Here is a 22,712-nt window from a genome sequence, read left to right as displayed (position 1 = left end):
CCTTGTTCAAACAGAGGGGAAATCGAGGGTTAGCGATGATCAACGCGGCGAACCAGTGCATCACCGATGGATTGAATAATTTGTACCAGTACGATCAGCATCACGACCGTGACTGCCATGATGGTGATTTCATAGCGATGAAATCCATAACGGATCGCGACATCACCTAAACCGCCGCCACCGACCGTGCCCGCCATTGCCGAGTAACTGACCAGCGTAACTAAGGTAATGGTCACTGAGTTGACAATGGTCGGCAGCGCTTCAGGCAGCAGCACTTTACGAATAATTTGTAGTGGGGTTGCTCCCATCGATTGGGCTGCCTCCACCAAGCCGGTGGGTACTTCCAGCAGCGCATTTTCAATTAAGCGCGCCACAAATGGGATTGCCCCAATCGTAAGCGGCACAATGGCGGCGGTAGTACCAATAAAGGTTCCTACTAGCAGCTTAGTGACGGGAATGATCGCGACCATCAATACCAAAAAGGGTACTGAGCGACCGATATTCACTATCGCACCTAAGATCCGGTTCAACGGGCGGTTTTCCAGTAAACCGTGCTGCTTGGTTGTGTGCAGGATCACACCCAGTGGAATACCGACCGCAAAGCCGACCACACCGGCAATCGTCACCATATATAGGGTTTGCCAAGTGGCGGTCAGTAATAAATCGCTGTTCAGCGTAAGCCATTGAGTAAGAGTATTAAAGGACATAACCGAGCACCTCGACTTTTACGTTGTTATCGCGCAGATATTCAATCGCCGCTTGGTCGTCATCCGCATTACCAAAAATTTCCGCCACCAGCATGCCAAATTTCACGCCACCGGCATAATCCAGATCGGAGCTGAGGATGCTGACATCAATATTGTATTTACGGGCAATTTGCGTCATTAACGGCGCATCAACCGTGGCGCCGGTAAACTCCAAACGCACTAAGGGATAGCTACCGGCCACGCGGGTTGGCTGCAGGCGAGCTTGGTAGTCGTCCGGAATCGACAAATCTAAAGTTGAGCGAATAAATTGGTGGGCTAAGGCGGTTTTGGGATGGGCAAAAATATCGCCTACGCTGCCTTTTTCGACCAATTCTCCATCACCAATGATCGCCACTTGATGGCAGATGCTTTTCACCACATCCATTTCATGGGTGATCAGCAAAATGGTCAGGTTAAGCTGGCGGTTAATCTCTTTAAGCAGCTCAAGAATCGATTGAGTGGTGGCGGGATCCAGCGCACTGGTCGCTTCGTCACACAGCAGCACTTTCGGATTGCAGGCTAAAGCACGCGCAATTGCTACCCGCTGCTTTTGACCTCCGGACAGATTGGCTGGGTAACTGTCGTGTTTTTCCGCTAGCCCAACCAAAGCGAGTAATTCTGTCACTCGGCTTTTGATGTAAGCTGGCGCTTGGCCGGCTAACTCTAGAGGCAGTGCCACGTTAGCAAACACAGTGCGTGATGAAAGCAGATTAAAATGCTGAAAAATCATGCCGATATTACGGCGAGCGGCGCACAGTTGTGAATGGTTCAGCGTGGTTAAGTCAACCCCATCGACGATGACTTGGCCACTGGTGGGTTGTTCTAGCATATTGACACAGCGGATCAGGGTACTTTTGCCTGCGCCAGAGGAGCCAATTACCCCAAAAATGGTACCTTGTGGGATCAATAAATTAATATCTTTCAGCGCGTGAATTGGCTTCTCACCCTGATAAAACACTTTATTGACGCTTTTTATCTCAATCATGTGTCACCCTGAACTGCATCAAGCAGAATAATCTTTTGGTCTTCCTTATTGGTTAATGATGCTATGAGCTTGGCTAATTGAAGTCAATAGATATTTTTACGTCTAGACGTCTAAACGCACTCGATGGTTAGATGAGAAAGTAATTAGATAGTGATGAAAAAAATAAAGCGTGCAATAATTTGCGCCAAATGAGTTAAACGAGAAAGCATTTTGGCTAAACCAGCAGTATTTCTAGACCGGGATGGGGTGATCAACGTTGATCACGGTTACGTGCACGATGAGCATGATTTCCAATTCATTGATGGTGTGTTTGAGGCGACCGCTGCTTTGCAACGCATGGGATACTTATTGGTGTTGATCACCAATCAATCCGGTATTGCGCGTGGCAAGTTCAGTGAAGAGCGTTTCATCTCTTTAACCCAGTGGATGGACTGGAACTTTGCTGATAATGGTGTTGAGTTTGACGGTATTTATTACTGTCCGCACCATGCTGAACACGGCATAGGGCAATACAAAGAAGATTGTGATTGTCGCAAACCCAAGCCAGGGATGTTTTTATCGGCGCGTGATTTCCTCAAGATCGACATGGCTAACTCGGTGATGGTCGGTGACAAAGCGGAAGATATGATGGCGGCCGAGGCGGCTGGCGTAGGTACAAAAATTTTAGTGCGTACCGGCAAACCGGTGACCGAGCAAGGTGAAGCACTTGCAACGGCGGTGCTGGATAGCATTCGTGATGTGCCACATTATTTGCTGCGAGTGAAAAAGTAACATAAAAAGTTACATAGTGATCGGTCAGGCTGGTTTAGCCTGATTGATCAAGCATACGATAATAAGCCGCCGACTAATCAATAGTGGTGCGATAGCAATAAAAAATAGCAACAAAAAAGCCAACTCGATGAGTTGGCTTTTTTATGTATCAACAGAATATGGTGGAGGGGGACGGATTCGAACCATCGAAGGCGGAGCCGGCAGATTTACAGTCTGCTCCCTTTGGCCACTCGGGAACCCCTCCAGGGTGTTTTTCTTATCATTGCTGATAAGACTTAACTGACGTTTTCCCAACGCATCAATCAAGGGTTTCTCTTGCGAGAGAATATGGTGGAGGGGGACGGATTCGAACCATCGAAGGCGGAGCCGGCAGATTTACAGTCTGCTCCCTTTGGCCACTCGGGAACCCCTCCAGGGTATTTTTCTTATCATTACTGATAAGACTTAACTGACGTTTTCCCAACACATCAATCAAGGGTTTCTCTTACGAGAGAATATGGTGGAGGGGGACGGATTCGAACCATCGAAGGCGGAGCCGGCAGATTTACAGTCTGCTCCCTTTGGCCACTCGGGAACCCCTCCAGGGTGTTTTTCTTATCATTACTGATAAGACTTAACTGACGTTTTCCCAACGCATCAATCAAGGGTTCCTCTTACGAGGAGAATATGGTGGAGGGGGACGGATTCGAACCATCGAAGGCGGAGCCGGCAGATTTACAGTCTGCTCCCTTTGGCCACTCGGGAACCCCTCCAGGGTGTTTTTCTTATCACTACTGATAAGACTTAACTGATGTTTTCCCAACACATCACTCAAGTGCGGAGCGCATCTTATCAAACTCGCTCCCTCTGTAAACTGTTTTTTTAGTAAATTGAATTGAATGCTGTCTTTTTCGGCAAACTCGCAACTTATTGAGCGTTTTAGTCGCTTAAGTCACAGTGTGCCTTACACTTTTACTGGCAATCTTTACGTTCCTTGACGTTCAAGTTGCGTATCACTCGCTACAATATAGCTAGATTTTCTAAACACTAAGCCAGATCATGAATAAAAACACTGTATTTTCATTGACATTACTGACGCTGCTTATCCATAGCGCAGGGTTATCCGCTCAAGAGCCAGCGCAATCTCCTGCGATTTCTGTGGTCACTGAGCAAGTTCAATCGCAGCAGATTTCTCAATCGCTTTCTTTAGTCAGCAAGCTCAAAGCCCAACAATCGGTAGAAATGGCCGCAGAAGTGGCGGGCAAGGTCAATTTGATTGCCGTGCAAGCCAATCAGCAGGTGAAAAAAGGTCAGTTATTGATCCAGTTAGAGGATGACAAAGCCCAAGCTGCGGTGGTGGAGGCGAAAGCTTATCTGCAAGATGAGCAGCGTAAATTAACCGAATATGAACGCTTACTGAAACGTAATGCGATTACGCCAACCGAAATTGATGCGCAGCGTGCCAGTGTGCAGATCGCGCAAGCGAGATTGGATGCGGCGCGCGCTAATTTGGCCGATTTACATATCACGGCTCCGTTTGAAGGCACGGTCGGCTTTATCGATTTTAGCCGTGGCAAATGGGTGAGTGCTGGTGCAGAGCTAGTGACCTTGGATGATTTATCGCTAATGCAGCTCGATCTACAGATCCCTGAACGTTATCTGCCACAGATCAGCGATGGTATGACAGTACAAGGGATCAGCGATGCTTGGCCTGCTCATCAGTTTGTTGGTTCGGTGGTGGCTGTGGATTCTCGCATCAACCAAGAGACGCTCAATTTGCGGGTGCGAGTGCATTTTCCTAATCCCGATCAGCGATTAAAGCCCGGCATGCTGATGTCGGCACGGATCAATTTTCCTGAAATTAGCGCGCCGATTATCCCGGTGCAAGCATTGGAATACTCGGGCACTAAACGTTTTGTCTACGTGATTGGCGACGATAATCTGGCCAAACGCCGCGAAGTGATACTAGGCGCGCGGGTTGAAAATCAGGTGGTGATTGAACAAGGTTTGGCGATAGGTGAAAAAATTGTCGTGCAAGGTATCGTCAACATGCGCGATAACGCACGGGTTACCGAAGTGACCGTCGAAGGGCGTCCGCTGAAAAAGGATGACAAATAATGTGGTTGTCAGACGTTTCAGTTAAGCGCCCAGTCGCGGCGCTAGTTCTGAGTATGTTGCTGTGTGTGTTTGGCTTGGTGTCGTTTAGCCAACTCGCAGTGCGTGAAATGCCGGATATTGAAAACCCAGTCGTTTCGGTTTCAACCCGCTATCAAGGTGCTTCTGCTACGATTATTGAAAGCCAGATCACCAGCGTGCTGGAAGATCAATTGGCCGGCATCAGCGGTATTGATGAAATCACCTCAATCAGCCGTAACGGTATGTCACGCATTACCGTGACCTTTGAGCTGGGTTACGATCTCAATACTGGGGTGAGTGATATTCGTGATGCAGTGGCGCGGGCACAGCGCTCCTTGCCTGACGAGGCCGATGATCCACAAGTGTTCAAAAACAACGGCTCTGGCCAAGCTTCGGTGTATATCAATCTCAGCTCATCGGATATGGATCGCACCCAACTGACCGATTACATTGAGCGGGTGCTGCTTGACCGTTTCAGTTTGATCTCAGGGGTGAGCTCGGTCGATGTTTCCGGTGGCTTATACAAAGTCATGTACGTGCGCTTGAAGCCAGAATTAATGGCTGGGCGTGGTGTGACCACCAGTGATATTTCTGATGCGCTGAATAAAGAGAATATTGAAAGCCCTGGTGGCGAAGTGCGCAATGATTCAACGGTAATGTCAGTGCGTACCGCGCGTGGTTATCAATCGCCGGAAGATTTTCAATATTTGGCGGTGAAGCGAGCGAGTGATGGCTCATCGGTATATCTGAAAGATGTCGCGGATGTCTTTATTGGTGCCGAAAACGAAAATTCGACCTTTAAAAGTGACGGTATTGTTAACGTCAGCATGGGGATTGTGCCGCAGTCGGATGCCAACCCACTGGAAGTGGCGAAACGAGTACACCAAGAGGTCGATAAGGCGCAGCAATTCTTACCGAAAGGCACCCGTTTAGCGATTGACTATGACTCGACCGTATTTATTGAGCGTTCGATCAGTGAAGTTTATAGCACGCTGTTTATCACGGGCGGTTTAGTGGTGCTGGTGCTGTACATCTTTATTGGGCAATTGCGTGCGACGTTAATCCCAGCGGTGACGGTACCTGTTTCACTGATATCCGCCTTTATGGCGGCGTATTATTTTGGCTTTTCGATCAACTTGATCACCTTAATGGCGTTGATCTTATCGATTGGTCTGGTGGTGGATGATGCGATCGTGGTGGTGGAGAATATTTTCCATCATATTGAGCGGGGCGAAAAACCACTGCTGGCGGCTTACAAGGGCACGCGAGAAGTGGGGTTTGCGGTCATTGCCACCACTTTAGTGTTGGTGATGGTATTTCTGCCGATCTCCTTTATGGATGGGATGGTTGGGCTACTGTTTACCGAGTTTTCGGTGCTGTTGGCGATGGCGGTCATTTTCTCTTCCTTGATCGCGCTGACTTTAACCCCTGTGCTTGGCAGCCATTTGTTGAAGGCGAATGTTAAACCGAGCCGATTCAATTTGTGGATTGACCGCTTTTTTGCCAAATTGGAGCACGCTTATCGTCTGGTGGTGAGCCGTGCGATCCGTTGGCGTTGGGCTGCGCCCGTGGTGATTATGTTCTGTCTGGGTGGCAGTTATGGTTTGATGCAATTGGTGCCTGCTCAGCTCACTCCATCAGAAGACCGCGGGGTTATTTTCGCCTTTGTGCGTGGTGCCGATGCGACCAGTTATAACCGGATGGCCGCCAATATGGAATTGGTTGAACAGCGTTTGATGCCGCTGGTGGGACAAGGCTTTTTGAAATCATTCAGTATTCAATCGCCTGCGTTTGGTGGTAATGCCGGCGATCAAACTGGTTTCGTGATCATGATCCTCGATGACTGGAATGAACGTAGCGTTACCGCACAACAAGCGCTAGGCCAAGTGCGTAAAGCTTTGGCGGGTATTCCTGATGTGCGAGTTTTCCCATTTATGCCCGGTTTTCGCGGTGGCTCAAATGAGCCAGTACAGTTTGTGCTCGGCGGCTCGGATTATTCAGAGCTAAAAACGTGGGCGGAAAAGTTAGAACAAGCGGCCGAGCAGTCACCATTTATGACCGGTGCCGATATTGATTATTCGGAACAAACCCCAGAATTAGTGGTGACTATCGATAAACAGCGAGCGGCAGAACTTGGGATCAGTGTTAAATCGATCTCCGAGACCCTAGAGGTGATGCTCGGCGGTAAAAGCGTTACCACCTTTGTTGAGCGTGGTGAAGAGTATGACGTTTATCTGCGTGGTGATGAAAACCGCTTTAACAATGCGGCTGACTTAAGCCAAATTTATCTGCGTACTAGCGCAGGTGATCTGGTGACGCTGGATACGGTGACACGCATCGATGAAGTGGCATCTGCAATTCGTCTTGCCCACTACAACAAGCAAAAATCGGTGACGGTGACCGCCAACTTGGAAACGGGTTACACCTTAGGTCAAGCGCTTGATTTTCTCGATCAACAGGCATTGGAGCTATTACCAAGTGATATTTCGGTCAGTTACTCAGGAGAGTCGAAAGATTTCCGCGAGAATCAATCGAGTGTTGCAATTGTGTTTGGCTTAGCTCTGCTGGTTGCGTATTTGGTATTGGCAGCTCAGTTCGAAAGCTTTATTAACCCATTGGTGGTGATGCTAACGGTGCCTATGGGGCTATTTGGTGGTTTCCTTGGCCTGTTTGTGATGGATCAAGGCATGAACATCTATAGCCAGATCGGTATGATCATGTTGATTGGTATGGTGACTAAGAACGGTATTTTGATTGTCGAATTTGCCAACCAGCTACGTGATCGTGGCATTGAGTTTGAAAAGGCGATTGTCGATGCTTCGGCACGTCGCTTGCGCCCAATTTTGATGACTGCGTTTACTACCTTGGCCGGATCTATCCCATTGATTATCTCTACTGGTGCTGGCTATGAGAGCCGAATTGCGGTTGGTACAGTGATTTTCTTTGGAATGGGATTTGCCACCATCGTCACTTTGCTGGTGATCCCAGCGATGTATCGTTTAATCTCAGGTTCTACTCAAGCGCCTGGGCATGTCGAAGCTGAACTTAATCATGAGCTACAGCTTGATGTAAAAGGACGCGCTCAGCACTAGCGAGCCGTGCTGCCCACCACCACGTTATGTGGTGGTGGGCTTTTCATTTCACCAATGTCAATCCTCATCGTTAAGTAAATGTCACCTGTCGTATTTTTGATTCAAATTGGTGACGCTCAATTCTAATAAAATAAATCAAACGACTTTTATTATACTGCTTTCGTTCTAATTAATATCCAGCTCAATTTTGAGACACACATCATCGGTAAGGTTGGGATAAGCTAACCATCAGTTTTTACCAATAAGTTAGAAGCTATGCTGAAATCATAATAAAGCTTGTATTGAAATATGAAGACGAAACCTTTATCGATACTGATCGTTTGTACGGGTAATTTATGTCGTTCACCGATGGCTGAAATTATTTTACGTGAAAAAATTCGCCAGCAGAATTTGAATATTAAAGTCAGCAGTGCAGGGATGTTAAATACACAACGAAAACAGCCTGATCAAAAAGCACTGCAAGCGATACAGTATTATGGCTATCAAACAGGATTTAATCCGGTGCGGCAAATCGATCAACAAGATTTTATTGAACATGATTTTATCTATGCGATGGACCGAACCCATTTGGCAGATTTGCTCGACCGATGCCCAGTGCATCATAAACATAAACTCGCCCTGTTCCTGAGCCAAGCAGCTCGGCTGGAGCGAGAGGTCCCAGATCCTTACCAAGGGGCGTGTGACGTGTTTCTGCGCACTGCACTATTGATTGAGTCTGGGGCAATCGCCTTAATTGATTATTGGCAACAGATGGGATTAGGGGCCCATGAGGTTAACCCATTAGACGAGAATAAATAACGGAATATCGCATATGGATATGATGAATCAAACAAAGCAAGGTAAATCGAAAGTTTAGTAATTTCTTTAACTAAAGAATGAAAGCGATCGCCACCGTTAAATAGCGTAGCCCTTCTGTCTGATGGCTTGGTTAAATACGAGATTATTTTAAATTGAGTTAATAATCTATAGACGTATTAATAGCAGGCAACTTAGGTTGTGAACTTTATTTGTGGTGATAGTGAGCCTTGTTTTATTCGAATATATCTAATTGGCTAGTAAAAACTAATGCTAAATAATTAGTTTTGTTAAAGCTGTTGTTTATGTTGCTACTCATTATTAATGGGCATGAATGACTGTTGCTCGGATTTAATAGAATTCCCTTTAAGGAATATTTACGGAAGAGGATATAGGGACGTGAAGAAAGTTCTCATCGTATTTGGTACCCGCCCTGAAGCGATCAAAATGGCACCATTGGTTTTGCAACTCAGCCAAGATAGTCGTTTTGAAGTCAAAGTGTGTGTCACTGGGCAGCATCGCGAAATGCTTGATCAAGTATTGCAACTATTTGCTATCACGCCAGATTTTGATCTCAATATCATGCAGCCGGGGCAAACTCTGAATGGGGTCACGAGCAAAATTTTGCTCGGGATGCAGCCGATATTGAGCAGTGAGCAGCCTGATGTGGTTTTAGTTCATGGCGACACTGCGACCACTTTTGCCGCTTCGTTAGCCGCTTATTATCAACAAATTCCGGTTGGGCACGTCGAAGCTGGTTTAAGAACGGGCAATCTTTATTCGCCTTGGCCTGAAGAGGGCAATCGCAAGCTAACCGCTGCGCTGACCGAGTACCACTTTGCTCCCACCGACACCTCGCGTGACAATTTATTGCAAGAGAATTACTCCGCGCAAAACATTTTTGTCACTGGCAATACCGTGATTGATGCTCTGCTCAAGATCCGCAACAAAATCCGCGCCGATGCCGATCTGCAAGCCACCTTAGAGAGTCAGTTTCCGCAGTTGGATGCCAGTAAGAAACTGATTTTGGTTACTGGGCATCGCCGTGAGAGCTTCGGTGGTGGTTTTGAACGTATCTGTTACGCCTTGCGCAATACTGCCGCTCGCCATCCTGAATGCCAAATTCTCTATCCCGTACATCTCAATCCTAATGTGCGTGAGCCTGTGAATCAGTTACTGCGCGGGGTCAGCAATATCATGCTGATTGAGCCACAGCAGTATCTGCCTTTTGTCTATTTAATGGATCGCGCGCACATCATTTTGACCGACTCCGGCGGTATTCAAGAAGAAGCGCCATCACTGGGCAAACCGGTATTGGTGATGCGTGAAACAACTGAGCGCCCGGAAGCGTTAGCCGCAGGTACAGTGAAATTAGTCGGAACCGATCCACAACAAATTTGTGCCGCATTGAGCTCACTGCTGACCAATCAACAAGCGTATCAAGCGATGAGTCAAGCTCACAACCCATACGGGGACGGTCAAGCCTGTCACCGTATTGCCGACATTTTAGCGAAATCGATGAATTAGGGGATAGAAGATGTTTAGTAAAGTTTCAGTGATTGGTCTGGGCTACATTGGGCTGCCAACCGCGGCAGTATTGGCTTCGCGTGGCCTCGATGTGGTAGGGGTGGATGTCAATGCTCATGCGGTGGAAACCATCAACAAGGGAGAAATTCATATTGTTGAGCCGGATCTCGATATTGTGGTGCGCAGTGCGGTGATGACCGGCAAGCTTAAAGCAACCTTAACTGCCGAACCTGCGGATGCCTTCTTGGTGGCCGTTCCTACCCCATTTAAAGGTGACAATCACGAACCCGATCTCAGTTACATCGAAGCGGCGGCAAAAACCATTGCTCCGGTACTGGCTAAAGGCAACTTAGTGGTGTTGGAAAGTACCTCTCCAGTGGGAGCCACGGAACAATTGACCCAATGGTTGACGCAAGCGCGGCCTGATCTGACCTTTCCTGCCCAGAAGGGCAGCTCAGCAGATATTAAAATTGCCTATTGCCCAGAGCGAGTGTTGCCGGGACATGTTCTACAAGAATTAGTCAGCAATGACCGCGTGATTGGTGGCATTAGCAAAGCGTGTAGTGAAAAAGCTGTCGCACTATACAAAACCTTTGTTAAAGGTGAGTGCATCGTAACTAACGCACGTACGGCCGAAATGGCCAAATTGACCGAAAACTCATTTCGTGACGTCAATATTGCCTTTGCTAATGAACTGTCATTGGTGTGTGACAAGTTAAAAATTAACGTGTGGGAGTTGATCCGTTTAGCCAACCGTCATCCTCGGGTGAGCATTTTAAGCCCCGGCCCTGGCGTCGGTGGGCACTGTATTGCTGTCGATCCGTGGTTTATTGTAAATAGTTGCCCAGCGCAAGCACAATTAATCCGTACCGCGCGTGAAGTCAATGATGGCAAGCCACATTGGGTGGTTGAGCAAGTTCAGCAGGCGGCAGATCAATTCAAAACCCCGATCATCGCTTGTTTAGGTTTGGCGTTTAAAGCGGATATTGACGATTTACGGGAAAGTCCAGCCTTAGACATTACTTATCACCTAGCACAAAGTCAGGTCGGCCAATTGCTCGCCGTTGAGCCTAATATCACCGACTTGCCGAGCAAACTTGCCAAGCAAGGTGTTGAGTTAGTGTCCTTAGAACGAGCACTGGAATTGGCGAATATTATTGTGGTGTTGGTTGATCATAAAGAGTTTAAAGCGGCGGATAAAACTGAATTTGCCAAGAAGGTCGTGATCGATACACGCGGAGTGGTGGCATGAGTTCACCTTGGATGCTGATTAAAGCCGATCTTTATCGGCATCCAGTAATGCTGGAAATAAATTGATGAAAAAAATACTACTGATTGTCCCTCTTACTACCCTTGAGTGGGGAACGAAAAATGCAGGTGGTGTTGATTCCGTATGCCAGATGTTGGTGCGCGAGCTGGCCTCTAAAATAACACAGTATCATTATCGCATTCTTGCATTTGATCCTACCAATCAAGAGCCATTTACCGGTCAACCTATTGTTCTTTCTGAACAAGTCGAAGTGATATTTGCACCAGCAAATGAATCACGTATGGGCTTGCCTTTACCTAGTATTGTCACTGGCTGGCTACGAGTTAGGGAGCAGATAGTGCAGTATCAACCAGATATAGTGCATGCACACATGAATAGTTGGATGATAGGCCTTGGTAGTCAAACTAAGAATATTTTAACACTTCACTCTTATAAAAAAATAGCACGCAAATCGGTATCGTTTAGTAATGACTTTTTATACGAAAAAATCGTCCCATTATTAAGTGGATTTTCATCTGATATATTTACCTGTGTTGGGAGTGAATTGAAATATTTCCTAAGCAAAGATACCAAAAAGTCGATAAATGTAATCTATAACCCAATAGATTTTAGATATTTTTCTGATTCAAAAAGAAATCAACTTAGAAATAAAGAAGAAATAATATTAGTTACCTGTGCCCTTATTTCTCGAAGAAAACGCGTAGATTTAATTTTAGGTTTAGTTAGAGAAATTAAAAAAACAGGTAGAAAGGTAACTTTAAGAGTGATCGGGCCTAATGTTGACCATATTTATTTTTCTGAACTTGAGAAGTTAATTGGGCTGTGGGGGCTTTCCGATAATGTTGTTTTTCTTGGGAAATTGAATCAGAACCAGATTATTCAACAATATAACAACGCTGATATTGGTGTGTTTTTGTCTGCTCAGGAAACTTTTGGGCTAGCTCCTTTGGAGATGCTGGCTGCAGGGTTGCCTTTAATCGCAACTCCGGTTGGGATACTGGGTGAGCGGCAAGATGAGTTTGCCAAACTTGGTGTGGTTTTTATGAAGGAGAGTGAGCAAGCGGCTATTGCCCAGTGTATTGACCAGATTAAATTGGTCAATACTCACGCGGCTAGAACCTACCTGCGCGAGCAGTTTGCGGTAGAAAATGTGGTTGAGCATTATCAAAGCTTGTATCGAGAGGTGCTGCATTGATTGGCCAATTGCTGCGCTATGCACCGGTGCAAGTTTTCTCGGCGCTGAGCGTATTTTTGTTGATTGCTATTCAAACCCGTTTTCTGACTCCGGAAAATTATGGTTTGTTAGCGGTGAGCATGGTGGTATTAGAACTGGTGCGTGCTTTTACTACCCAGTGGCTGAATACATCCATGTTACGCCTCTATCCGATCTACTCCGCTCAAGAACAGCAACAGTTAGTACAATCCATCTCTCTCACGATATTGTTTGGTGGACTGGTTGGCTTTGTGGTGATCGCATTTGCTCTTTATGCCAACCAGCAGTTGAATGGATCTCTACTATCCATACTGTGCTTGCTTTTGTCCGTAAAATCGCTGTTTCAATACCAATTGGAATTAGCACGGTTAAATGAGCGCTTGAGTGCTTATCGCCAAGCCATTTTGCTGCAATCTATTTCTGTAGTGGTACTTTCTTTAGGTTGGCTTGCCTATTCAGCGACGATTGAGTCGGCACTGCTATCTTTAACTTTAAGCTACGGAATTGGTGCATTGATCTTTGGGCTGCCCAGTCAACCGAAGTTGCATCGCCTGATGTTGAAGCGTTTGTTTGCCTATGGGATCCCAATCATGTTAGCAGGGGGGATCGGTGTGATCGGTGGGCGTATCGATCGGCTATTTATCGCTCATATTAGCGGTATGCAGCAAACTGGCATTTATGCAGCACAAGCGAACTTATTAGCAGGTGTGCTTGGGCTGGTTTTTATGGTGATTGCACTACCGCTTTATCCAAATTTAGCTAAAGTCAGCGCCGATCGCTCGGTATTACAGCATCAGCATCAAACTTACCTTCATTTACTTTTGACGCTCACAGTACCTGCGGTGATCGGTTTGGGTTTATTGCAGCAACCACTGATTAAATTGTTATTAGGTGAGCAATATATGACTGGCTCACCAGCGCTATTTTGGGTACTTGCACTAGCCGTTTATACGATCAATTTTAAGGCGCACTATTTAGAACACGGTTTACAGTTTTTATTACAACCCGGCAAGTTACTGTGGATTTCGCTCATCGGATTAACCTGCAGCATACTACTTCTGCCGAGCATGTTGCATCGGTTCGGGATATTTGGTGCAGCATTAACATTACTGATGGTGAGTGTGCTACTGGCTTCGCTTGTTTTTTTATGCGCATGGCGTGCTGGGTATCGCTATTCGCTAGGTAGCGATGGCATTAAGGTGCTGATCGCAGCAGCAGTGATGGGCGGCTATTTGTTCCAAATCCTCAAGCTTCCATTATCTATTAATCCATTGCTGGCATTGAGCGGTTATATCGTGTCGTCGATTGCTGTGTATGGTCTGAGTTTGTGGCTGTTTAATCCATTTAAAGCTCGCCAGCGCTTAACCGATTGGTGGAGAAAATCTTGAGTGAAGATAATTTAAGCCGCTGGCTGGCGGTAATTATGGTCAGTGGGTTTATTCTCGGGGCTTTTTTACTGGAGAATATTGGCATTAGCTATGTTGCTGAAGGTGGTCATCCGCTGACGAAAATTCATCTGTATTCCTATCTTACTATGCTGCTGGTGATGGTTTGCTTGGTTCGAGTTGGGGTGTTGGAATTTTTGCGTCCATTGCAGCAACTGGCTAAGCCATGGTGGGTGGCAATCTTATCCATCTTGGCAGTCATGGGATATGGGTTTATGCGGTTTGGTACTTCAGGGCTTGCGTACTTAATCGATACTTTATTAGTACCGTTATTGTTGCTTCCTCTATTGGTTCGGCTTTCGTTATCGGCTCGTGAGCAATTGCTCACACTATTAGCCCATTTATTACTGCTGAATGCCGCGATTGCGATTATCGAGTTGATGGTTGGGCAGAGCATTATTGCGGTTGAAATTGGTGGATTTTCGGTTTTTCGCTCGACGGCGTTTTTAGCTCATCCTTTGAATAATGCTTTGATTACGGCTGCGTTAACCCCGCTATTGATGCGCTATAGCTCGATACCTAGCGTACTTTATGTGGCTTTTGCGATCTTAGCTCTGTTTGCTTTTGGCGGTCGATCTGCACTCGGTATTTTTCTGTTGGGTAATGTGTGGTTAGCGTTACCGAGTATGTGGGCTTTTATCACCCAAGGTGTGGCTTATTCTAAATTGAAATTCGCTTATTTGCAGGCGCTGGCTTATTGCTTGGTGATCGTAGTTATTGTGATGCTGATTGTTACACCGATTGGTGAGCGAATTTTCTCTAAGTTATATCTCGATACGAGTGCTGAAGCGCGCTTGGATGTATTCATCTTGCTTGAACAACTCTCTGTTTCCGAATGGCTGTTTGGGGCAAGTTATGGGCTACTGAATGATATTGCTTTTTATATTGGCATCAATGTAGTGGAAAACTACCTGATTGGCTGGATATTGAATTTTGGTATTTTTGGTTGCATAGCCCTATGGCTGGCCTCGTTTATTGTGCCAGTTAAGCTTGTTTGGCAGCAACCACTGGCCAACCAAATCAGCTTACTAAGCTTTGTATTGATTTCGATGACCAATAATGCTTTGACCGTCAAAACACCAGCGCTAATGCTGCTGGTCTTCACGTTGGCCTGTTGTTATCGAGGGCCTGAACGCTCGGTGGTGAAGCGAGTGCAATAGGAGGTTGATCATGTTGCTATATAGAGTCGGGCATATTGCCCATCAGCATAAGATCCCCCTTTTGCCGCAGTTGTGCAACGTTTTGATTCGTTTGATACACAGTTGTGCAATTTATAGCCAATCCAAGATTGGCCGGGGTACCGTGTTTGGTTATGGCGGTATTGCGGTAGTGATCCATCGTCGCTGCGTGATCGGTAGCCAGTGTGTGATTGGTAGTAATGTCACCATTGGTGGTCGTTCTCACTCTTGCGGTGTTCCCGTGATTGGTGACCATGTCTACATTGCGACAGGTGCCAAAATACTCGGTGATATTCGCGTCGGTGATGGCGCTGTGATTGGTGCGAATGCAGTGGTACTGACTGATGTGCCTGCGTACAGCGTCGTGGTCGGGATTCCCGCCAAAGTGATTAAAACCGGTATTAATCCAAAGGACTTTTACTAATGTTTACCAGTTCATTTTATACCCAAGCACCAATCTGGCTGCAAAATGTCATGCTTTCTGTGCGGGCGATTGCACGCAAAATGGTTAGAGAAAACGGTGAGATGCGCGCAGTGTTGCAAGAGCTACAAGCTAACGAGTTTTCACCGACTCATTTAACGGATTATCAGCGAAAGCAGCTGCAAAAAACCTTGGTGAATGCACGTAACCATGTGCCGTTTTATCAGGATTTAGATGTCGCCAATCTTGAGGCGTTCCCTTATCTGGATAAAACGGTATTACGCCGTGATCACGCACAGTTCATCTCACATAACAAACCTTCAGTGGTAGTGCATGGGGCGACCAGTGGTACCACAGGTACACCGTTGACCATCTTGCAAGATATGCAGTCGGTGATCCGTGAACAAGCTTTTGTTGAAAGACAAATGGCTTGGGCTGGGTATTGTAAAGGTGATAAACGTGCTTGGCTACGTGGAGATATGGTGGTGCCATTGAGCCAAAAGCAAGGCCCATTTTGGCGCTATTCGTGGTTTGAACAGATGATCGTTCTGTCATCATTCCATCTCACTGCACAAACTATTCCGAGTTATCTGCAAGCCATGGTCGATTTTGGGGTAGAGATAATTCAAGCTTACCCGTCTTCGATTGCAGCTTTAGCTCGCTATTTAGAGGCGAAACAAAGTTACTACCCAGCCAAGCTCAAGTCGATCATCACCTCTTCAGAATCCTTATCAGCAGAAGATAGACAAATTATTGAAACACGTTTTGGCTGCAAAGTGTTTGATTGGTACGGGCAATTTGAGCGAGTTGCGGCGATTGGCCAGTGTGAGCACGGGCGCTATCACCTGTTATCTGATTATTCGTATGTTGAATTACTGCCGGCGGGAGAAGGTCGCTATGAACTGGTGGGGACTAATTTTAACAACCACTATTTTCCATTGATCCGTTATAAAACCGGTGATCATGTTTATTTAGATAAACATGATAGTTGCCCTTGTGGCCGCGTATTTCCTGTTATTCAACATATTGATGGACGAATTGGCGACTATCTGTTGGGGGAAGATGGACAAAAAGTGCATATCCTTAATCATATTCCCAAAGGGGTCGCAGGGGTTATTGCTTGCCAATTTGTACAACATGAACGGCAACATATTGTGGTGAAAGTTGTTGCTGAAGCTGAGCAATTTAATCTGGAACAGCAACAGAAATTAATCAGTAATACTCAAACACGGTTAGGTAGTTCAATTAAGGTTACGGTTGATATGGTTACCGAGCTTGAGCGCAGTGCCAACGGTAAAATTCGCCAAGCAATATGTTATTTATAGAAGAGAATATGGATATTTTAAATTACATTAAACATCAAATGTTAGATCATGTTAGGTTCTGTTATCATCGTTTAACTAATGAACGTGTGAAAGCTAATTTCACGCGGTTTAAGAGAGCTCAAAATAAAAAACCAAGTGCAGTTATAAAGAATGAGTTAAATCAATTGAGATTATATTGGGGTTACATACCAACTCAATATTACACATATGATTTTTATTCTTTGGATTGTGGTTTGACTTTGGATGATATGAAGAAGTACATTCCTAGCTATTACTTCTACAAACTTATTTTTCCTCAGTATGATAATGTTAAAAATGTCATGAAGTTTATTGAAAACAAAATAGCCATGAACGCCTTGTTTAGAGAGGTTGGTTTAAAAAGTTCAGCGGTAATTTTAATAAAAAACAATTCTAGATTGACAAACTTTAAAAATGAATTCTTACAAAGTAAAGATGTAGACGAAATCTTAAGCTTATTAAGTTGTAATAAATTATTCATAAAGCCAGTTATGGGTAGAGGCGGCAAGGGGATTATTATTGCCAAAAGGAGTGGTATAGATTTTTATGATAATGGTCAGATAGTAAATTATAATTACTTAATTGATTTGAAAGGTGATTACATAATTGAATCTGAAATTGAACAGCATTACTATTTGAATAGTATTTATTCAAATAGTGTTAATACATTAAGAGCTATTACAGTTAGACATGATGATGGAAGAGTAGAGTTTATTGCTGCGATCTTGAGAATGGGCGTTGCGGGTAATGAAATTGATAACTGTTGTGCTGGCGGGCTCTTAATTGGCATAGATACAAATACCGGCAAATGTTTAAATCCTTTTGCTACATTTAGTTTTGGTAATCAGAGAGTTGAGTACCATCCTGATTCAGGATTTGATTTTTCAGCATTGCAATTGCCTAATTGGGATTATGTAAAGCAAGAGATATTATCTTCAGCAAAAAAAATTACACAGTTGAATCTTGCCGGTTGGGATATTGCTATAACACAAGATGGAATTTCTATTATAGAAGTCAATACTCTTTTTGGTATTGATGGTTTACAAGCTGGTATTGGTGGTATTAGAGATTTATTTATTGGTGGTGAACCAAGGTTTTTATCTAATATTTATGATTTTAAGGGTAAATAATATGAAGCCAAAGGTTTTAGTAATTAGTGTTAGCTATAATGGTCAAGGTGGGATTGCGACTGTGGTTAATACATTTATGCATAACAAATATTTGAATTCAAGATTTGACATGCACTATAGATGCACAAATAATCCTGGCTCTAACATTATAAAATTAATAAGCACATTATATTTAATGTTTTTATTTCCTTTTGTTTTGCTATTTAATAACTTTGATCTTGCTCATATTCATGGTGGAAGTGTGATTAGAAAAAGTTATTATACCCTATGGTTGAAGTTTTTTAGAATTCCAGTGATTTATCAGAATCATGCTGCTAATTTTGATGTCTATTATAAAAAAGCAAATATAATAAAAAGAAATTATCTAAATTATGTTTTCAGTCTTTATGATATTAGACTTTGCCTAGGTTTTTTTTGGATGAATACTCTGCAAGAATTGACAGGAAGAAAATGGAATATTTTATATAATCCTGTTTCTGAGATAAATTTAATTAAAAGACATAATGAAAGATGTAATTTTACTTTTATCGGTGAACTTAGCAAGCGAAAAGGTATAAAAGATTTAATATATGCATTTGCATTACAAGATATAAAAAATGCACATCTGTTAATAGCTGGCAATGGAGATGTTAAACAGCTATCTGAACTATGCTCCAATCTTGGTATTTTAGATAAAGTTGAGTTTTTAGGGTGGGTTAATCATGAACAAAAACTTGATTTGCTAACTAGAACAGACGTTGTTGTACTGCCGAGTTATGCCGAAGGTTTACCTATGAGTATTCTTGAAGCCATGTCGGTCGGCTTACCTGTTATAACAACATCTGTTGGGGCTGTTGGAGATGCTGTAACGCATAATATTCATGGTTTATTAGTACAACCAGGTGATATAGAACAAATTTCCTTAGCCTTGAATGATCTTGCCTCTAACATAGATAAGCGTATAAAACTAGGTAAGGCAGCTAAACTTAAGTTTAATGAGTGCTTCTCTGAGGATGTTGTAGCTAAAGATTTAGCTTGTTTTTATTATAAGTTAATAGGAAGGCATAATGAATAATATGTGTTATTTTAAATTGATATAAATATTAATTATACTAATGTTTTGTTGGTGTTTTTCTAAAAGGATGGGCGATATGTTCAATGTTATTAACAAGGGTAGAATAAGCTATCTTTATAATGATTTTGTAGTTCAGATGTTGAAAGATAAAAATAGGAAGCCATTTTTTCAGCAAGTTAAAGAAATTTTATTTTTATCTTTAGAAATTAAATATTGGCCGCATAACTACTTTAAATATGGAGGTTATAAAAAAAACATAACAATAGATGAAATAAAACTATACATGACAGGGCTTATTTTTTCTGACTTTAGACGTGAATTTTTAAATGATATTAGATATGCAGCTTTTGCTGATGACAAATTTTTATTTCATAAGTGCATGTCTGGAGCTAATATACCTACGGCGAAGTTTATTAATGTAATTTCGTATAATCACCTCACGAAGCAAGCGACAGGAATTGATGGTGAAAATGCCTTGACTGTTTTAGATTCGATATCTTCGGATGCAATAGTTATTAAGCCAGCTATTGACTCTCAGCAGGGGGCCGGCGTCTATGTAGTTAATGTTACTTGTGGTGAGAATAAAAAATTTGAAATTTCAGGTGTTCTATATAATTCAATGGAATTGATTGATAAAATTTTCATGAATTCAAAGTGTGTTTATTTAATTGAAGAAAAGATAAAACAGCATCCGTTTAACATGAAACTTCATCCTCATTCTGTCAACACAGTCAGAATTGATACATTGCTAACAAAAAATGGAGAGATAATCATAAACTCTGCATACTTAAGAATTGGTAGGAATGGTCGTAATGTTGATAACTGGTCTGGAAAGCTGGGTGGAATTGGTGTGAATATAAATATTATAAATGGAGAGTTGAGTGAATGTGGTGTGGATTATTCTAGGAATGTCTATTTATCACATCCTGATACACACATTGATTTTTTTGGATTAACTATTCCTTATTGGAATGACATTGTTGATTTAGTAAAAAAAGCAGCTCTTGAGTTACCTAAGTTAAGATCTCTAGGATGGGATGTGGCTTTAACTGAAAATGGCCCTATCTTGCTAGAGGTTAATCGTGATTATGATATTCTAGCGCAACAAACTTGTACGCAAGCATTTGGTAAAAATAAGGCTTTTTATAATGAGTTAATCAATTATGCTGATACCACTAAGTATTGTAAAAACTTTGTACTATAAAATGCTTATTGGAATATATGGCTTAGTATTAGTAATACAAAATAAACAGTGATTACTTGTTTGCTAGAAAGTAATCTCATTGATCTTTTTAAAGAGAATTTTGCATGGAAATTACGCAAAACTTGCTTCATGGTAGACGAGTTTTTCGTTGCATTTTTACTATCAAGGATGTGTCGTGAGAAAAGCGATCAATCTAATGGTGTCCACCGACCATAAGGGGCAAGGTGGGGTGGCGACTGTGGTATCAACTTATGCCGAATGCAGTTTTTTAGAGGCCAATCAAATCAAGTTGATTGCCTCCCATTCGAGCCTAGATCAAGCAAACAAGTGGCGCATGCTATTGCGTTTTATGTTTGCTCTCTGCCAATTGCTTTACTGTTTTATTGTTTACCGAGTTGGGGTCGTGCATATCCATATGTCTTCCCGTGGCAGTTATTGGCGTAAAGCGATTATCGTACGTTTGGCTAAGCGCTTAGGTGGTAAAGTGATTTTGCATTTACACGGTGCGGAGTTTCGTGATTTCTATCGAGATGAGTGTAATGTAGTTCTAAAAAAGAATATTAAAAAAACTTTTGCGCTAGCCGATCATGTTTTGGTGCTATCAACTCAGTGGTTGAGCTGGGTACAACAAACTTTCGGCCGTTTCCAAGGGGTTTCTGTTCTGTATAACGCTGTCCCCAGTTTGGATTTAGATCGCCAACTAGCCGAGCCCGGTAGCATTGCTTTTCTTGGTCGTTTAGGTGCGCGTAAAGGTGTTGGTGATTTGATCCAAGCGTTTGCCCTAGTAAAACAGCGTTGTCCGAACGCACAGCTTTTTTTAGCCGGTGATGGCGATCTTAACACTTATCAAACGCTCGCTGAGCAGTTAGGGGTAGCCAACGCGGTGCATTGTCTCGGCTGGATCTCCGGTCAAGATAAGCTCAATTTACTGAGTAAAACCGATATTTATTGTTTACCGAGTTATAACGAAGGTTTTCCGATGGGAGTGATCGAAGCGATGTCAGCAGGGATTGCGGTTGTTGCCAGCCGAGCGGGCGGGATCCCCGATGCCATTACCGATGGTGACCAAGGCCGCTTAGTGAATGCTGGCGATGTGGCAGGACTGGCTCTGGCACTGGGTGATCTGATTGAGAACAGAATAGAAAATCAACGTGTTGCAGCCGAAGGTAAGCAAAAGTTTAGCGAAAATTTCTCGTTGCAGGCGGTTATCCCGCAGCTACAAACTCTTTACGATGAGCTTTTAACATCATGAAATCATCCACGATTAGTCACATTAGCCAAGTTTTACTTGACCAAGCTCGAGCGGAACAGTTTGCCGGCTATGATCCATTTGATGGCCTGAACTCAAGCTGGTTTGGTTGGTTACCGGTAGGTAAAGATTCGCTCTTTGGATTGGCTTGGATCCAGCTATTCAAGCGCTCGCCGTTTAATCTTCGCCCATGGTTTGGCGTGCCTAAAGCACGTAATCCTAAAGGGGTGGCTCTATTTATCCTTGGCTTGATTGAACACTACCAAGTGACCTCAGATCCTGCGTTATTAACGGAGGCCGAGCGACTTGCCGAATGGCTGATTAGCCAACGTTGTGATCAAAATACCTGGCATGGTGCCTGTTGGGGATATCATTTTGACTGGAAAGCGCGCGCGTTTTTTGTGCCTAAAGGCAAGCCCAATGTGATCACCACCGTTTATGTTTGCCGCGCCTTACATCGGTTAGGAAGTATTACTGGTCGTAGCGACTGGGTTGCACTAGCGCTCAGCAGTGGTGAGTTTATTACTCAACATTTATTGACGCAAAATGAGTGCGGTGAATTTTTTGCCTATATCCCCGGAGAAAGCGCATTTGTACACAATGCCAGTTTATGGGCAGCTGCGTGGCTAGCCGTAGTCGGTAGTGAAACCGGGCGAGCGGAATACCGCCAGCTTGCGTTACGTATTGCACGTAACAGTGCGCAAGCTCAGGCTAGCGATGGTAGCTGGGCTTATGGCACGCGTCATCACCATCAATTTATTGATGGCTTTCATACCGGCTATAACCTCGAAGCGTTGCATCTTTTGAGTAGTGTATTAGTGACCAGAGAATTTGATGCCGTGATTGCCCAGGGGTTAGCGTTTTATCGACAACACCTGTTGGCGGAAGATGGTACCGCTAAGTATTACCATAACAACCCTTATCCACTCGACCCGCATTCGGTCGCACAAGCGATTATCACGTTGTTGACCATCGGTGATGATGAGAGTGATATTGTTTTGGTTGAGCGCATTATCCAGCGTGCGGTAGCCACATTGTATCTACCTGATCGAGGTCAGTTTGTTTATCAGCGTAACCGACATTCATTGAATCGTATTCACTACACGCGTTGGACTCAAGCATGGATGTATTTGGCATTACGCCTGTCTTTAACCCACAGCAACAAGGAGTAGCA

18 protein-coding genes and 4 tRNA genes are annotated in these 22,712 nt (G+C 43.9%); 16 read left to right on the top strand and 6 right to left on the bottom strand.

Going from position 1 to position 22,712, the window contains the following annotated elements:
• Positions 1-29: 29 nt before the first annotated feature.
• The gene (locus tag OOK74_RS08270) at positions 30-707 is read right to left on the bottom strand and encodes a methionine ABC transporter permease (protein ID WP_274723514.1); all 678 of its coding nucleotides are present in this window, start codon (positions 705-707) and stop codon (positions 30-32) included.
• A complete protein-coding gene (gene metN / locus OOK74_RS08265) occupies positions 697-1,731 on the bottom strand; it encodes a methionine ABC transporter ATP-binding protein MetN (RefSeq protein ID WP_274723513.1) in 1,035 nt (344 codons plus the stop codon). The genes OOK74_RS08270 and metN overlap by 11 nt, the downstream gene beginning before the upstream one ends.
• 210 nt (positions 1,732-1,941) lie before the next feature.
• Here metN and gmhB point away from each other — a divergent pair, with 210 nt between their 5' ends.
• Positions 1,942-2,502, top strand: a complete 561-nt coding sequence (gmhB, locus tag OOK74_RS08260; RefSeq protein ID WP_274723512.1) for a D-glycero-beta-D-manno-heptose 1,7-bisphosphate 7-phosphatase — start codon at positions 1,942-1,944, stop codon at positions 2,500-2,502.
• A 159-nt stretch (positions 2,503-2,661) separates the two neighbouring features.
• On the opposite strand, the gene OOK74_RS08255 is transcribed toward gmhB, so the two are convergent.
• The 4 genes from OOK74_RS08255 to OOK74_RS08240 form a co-directional block, all read right to left on the bottom strand.
• A tRNA-Tyr gene (locus OOK74_RS08255) sits at positions 2,662-2,746 on the bottom strand.
• Positions 2,747-2,830: 84 nt separating this feature from the next.
• A tRNA-Tyr gene (locus tag OOK74_RS08250) sits at positions 2,831-2,915 on the bottom strand.
• An 84-nt stretch (positions 2,916-2,999) separates the two neighbouring features.
• Positions 3,000-3,084 (bottom strand) — tRNA-Tyr (locus tag OOK74_RS08245).
• An 85-nt stretch (positions 3,085-3,169) separates the two neighbouring features.
• A tRNA-Tyr gene (locus OOK74_RS08240) sits at positions 3,170-3,254 on the bottom strand.
• 286 nt (positions 3,255-3,540) lie between these two features.
• Here OOK74_RS08240 and vexG point away from each other — a divergent pair.
• From vexG to OOK74_RS08165, 15 genes are all read left to right on the top strand, one after another.
• Positions 3,541-4,599, top strand: coding sequence for a vibriobactin export RND transporter periplasmic adaptor subunit VexG (gene vexG, locus OOK74_RS08235; protein WP_274721190.1), 1,059 nt, complete (start codon positions 3,541-3,543; stop codon positions 4,597-4,599).
• Complete coding sequence (gene vexH, locus OOK74_RS08230) at positions 4,599-7,709, top strand: vibriobactin export RND transporter permease subunit VexH (RefSeq protein ID WP_278182582.1); 3,111 nt, start codon at positions 4,599-4,601, stop codon at positions 7,707-7,709. The genes vexG and vexH overlap by 1 nt, the downstream gene beginning before the upstream one ends.
• A gap of 288 nt (positions 7,710-7,997) precedes the next feature.
• Positions 7,998-8,507 (top strand): low molecular weight protein-tyrosine-phosphatase, encoded by a 510-nt coding sequence (locus tag OOK74_RS08225; protein WP_278182581.1) that lies wholly within the window; start codon positions 7,998-8,000, stop codon positions 8,505-8,507.
• 396 nt (positions 8,508-8,903) lie between these two features.
• Positions 8,904-10,031, top strand: a complete 1,128-nt coding sequence (gene vpsA / locus OOK74_RS08220) for a UDP-N-acetylglucosamine 2-epimerase (non-hydrolyzing) VpsA (RefSeq protein WP_278182580.1) — start codon at positions 8,904-8,906, stop codon at positions 10,029-10,031.
• Positions 10,032-10,041: 10 nt separating this feature from the next.
• Entirely contained in the window at positions 10,042-11,283 is a 1,242-nt protein-coding gene (gene vpsB, locus OOK74_RS08215; protein WP_278182579.1) for a UDP-N-acetyl-D-mannosamine dehydrogenase VpsB, read from the top strand.
• Between the two features lie 64 nt (positions 11,284-11,347).
• The gene (locus tag OOK74_RS08210) at positions 11,348-12,496 is read left to right on the top strand and encodes a VpsD family glycosyltransferase (RefSeq protein WP_278182578.1); all 1,149 of its coding nucleotides are present in this window, start codon (positions 11,348-11,350) and stop codon (positions 12,494-12,496) included.
• Positions 12,493-13,902, top strand: coding sequence for an oligosaccharide flippase family protein (locus OOK74_RS08205; protein WP_278182577.1), 1,410 nt, complete (start codon positions 12,493-12,495; stop codon positions 13,900-13,902). Before OOK74_RS08210 ends, OOK74_RS08205 begins: the two co-directional genes overlap by 4 nt.
• Complete coding sequence (locus tag OOK74_RS08200; RefSeq protein ID WP_278182576.1) at positions 13,899-15,119, top strand: VpsF family polysaccharide biosynthesis protein; 1,221 nt, start codon at positions 13,899-13,901, stop codon at positions 15,117-15,119. The genes OOK74_RS08205 and OOK74_RS08200 overlap by 4 nt, the downstream gene beginning before the upstream one ends.
• A gap of 10 nt (positions 15,120-15,129) precedes the next feature.
• Entirely contained in the window at positions 15,130-15,561 is a 432-nt protein-coding gene (locus OOK74_RS08195; protein WP_278182575.1) for a serine O-acetyltransferase, read from the top strand.
• Positions 15,561-16,883, top strand: coding sequence for an exopolysaccharide biosynthesis protein VpsH (gene vpsH, locus OOK74_RS08190; RefSeq protein ID WP_278182574.1), 1,323 nt, complete (start codon positions 15,561-15,563; stop codon positions 16,881-16,883). The genes OOK74_RS08195 and vpsH overlap by 1 nt, the downstream gene beginning before the upstream one ends.
• An 8-nt stretch (positions 16,884-16,891) precedes the next feature.
• The gene (locus OOK74_RS08185; protein WP_278182572.1) at positions 16,892-18,031 is read left to right on the top strand and encodes a sugar-transfer associated ATP-grasp domain-containing protein; all 1,140 of its coding nucleotides are present in this window, start codon (positions 16,892-16,894) and stop codon (positions 18,029-18,031) included.
• 1 nt (position 18,032) lies between these two features.
• Positions 18,033-19,085 carry a glycosyltransferase family 4 protein gene (locus OOK74_RS08180; protein WP_278182571.1) on the top strand — a complete coding sequence of 351 codons (1,053 nt, stop codon included), beginning with the start codon at positions 18,033-18,035 and terminating at the stop codon, positions 19,083-19,085.
• Positions 19,086-19,161: 76 nt separating this feature from the next.
• Positions 19,162-20,289, top strand: coding sequence for a sugar-transfer associated ATP-grasp domain-containing protein (locus tag OOK74_RS08175; protein WP_278182570.1), 1,128 nt, complete (start codon positions 19,162-19,164; stop codon positions 20,287-20,289).
• A 175-nt stretch (positions 20,290-20,464) separates the two neighbouring features.
• On the top strand, positions 20,465-21,541 hold the full coding sequence (gene vpsI / locus OOK74_RS08170) for an exopolysaccharide biosynthesis glycosyltransferase VpsI (protein WP_278182569.1): 1,077 nt from the start codon (positions 20,465-20,467) through the stop codon (positions 21,539-21,541).
• A complete protein-coding gene (locus OOK74_RS08165) occupies positions 21,538-22,710 on the top strand; it encodes an aspartate-semialdehyde dehydrogenase (RefSeq protein WP_278182568.1) in 1,173 nt (390 codons plus the stop codon). The genes vpsI and OOK74_RS08165 overlap by 4 nt, the downstream gene beginning before the upstream one ends.
• The last annotated feature ends 2 nt before the right edge of the window (positions 22,711-22,712 follow it).

This window comes from Vibrio misgurnus, from assembly GCF_029635775.1.
Taxonomy (GTDB): Bacteria; Pseudomonadota; Gammaproteobacteria; order Enterobacterales; family Vibrionaceae; genus Vibrio; species Vibrio chanodichtyis.
Note: the sequence above shows the minus strand (reverse complement) of the source record. Positions and strands in the feature narration are given on the sequence as shown.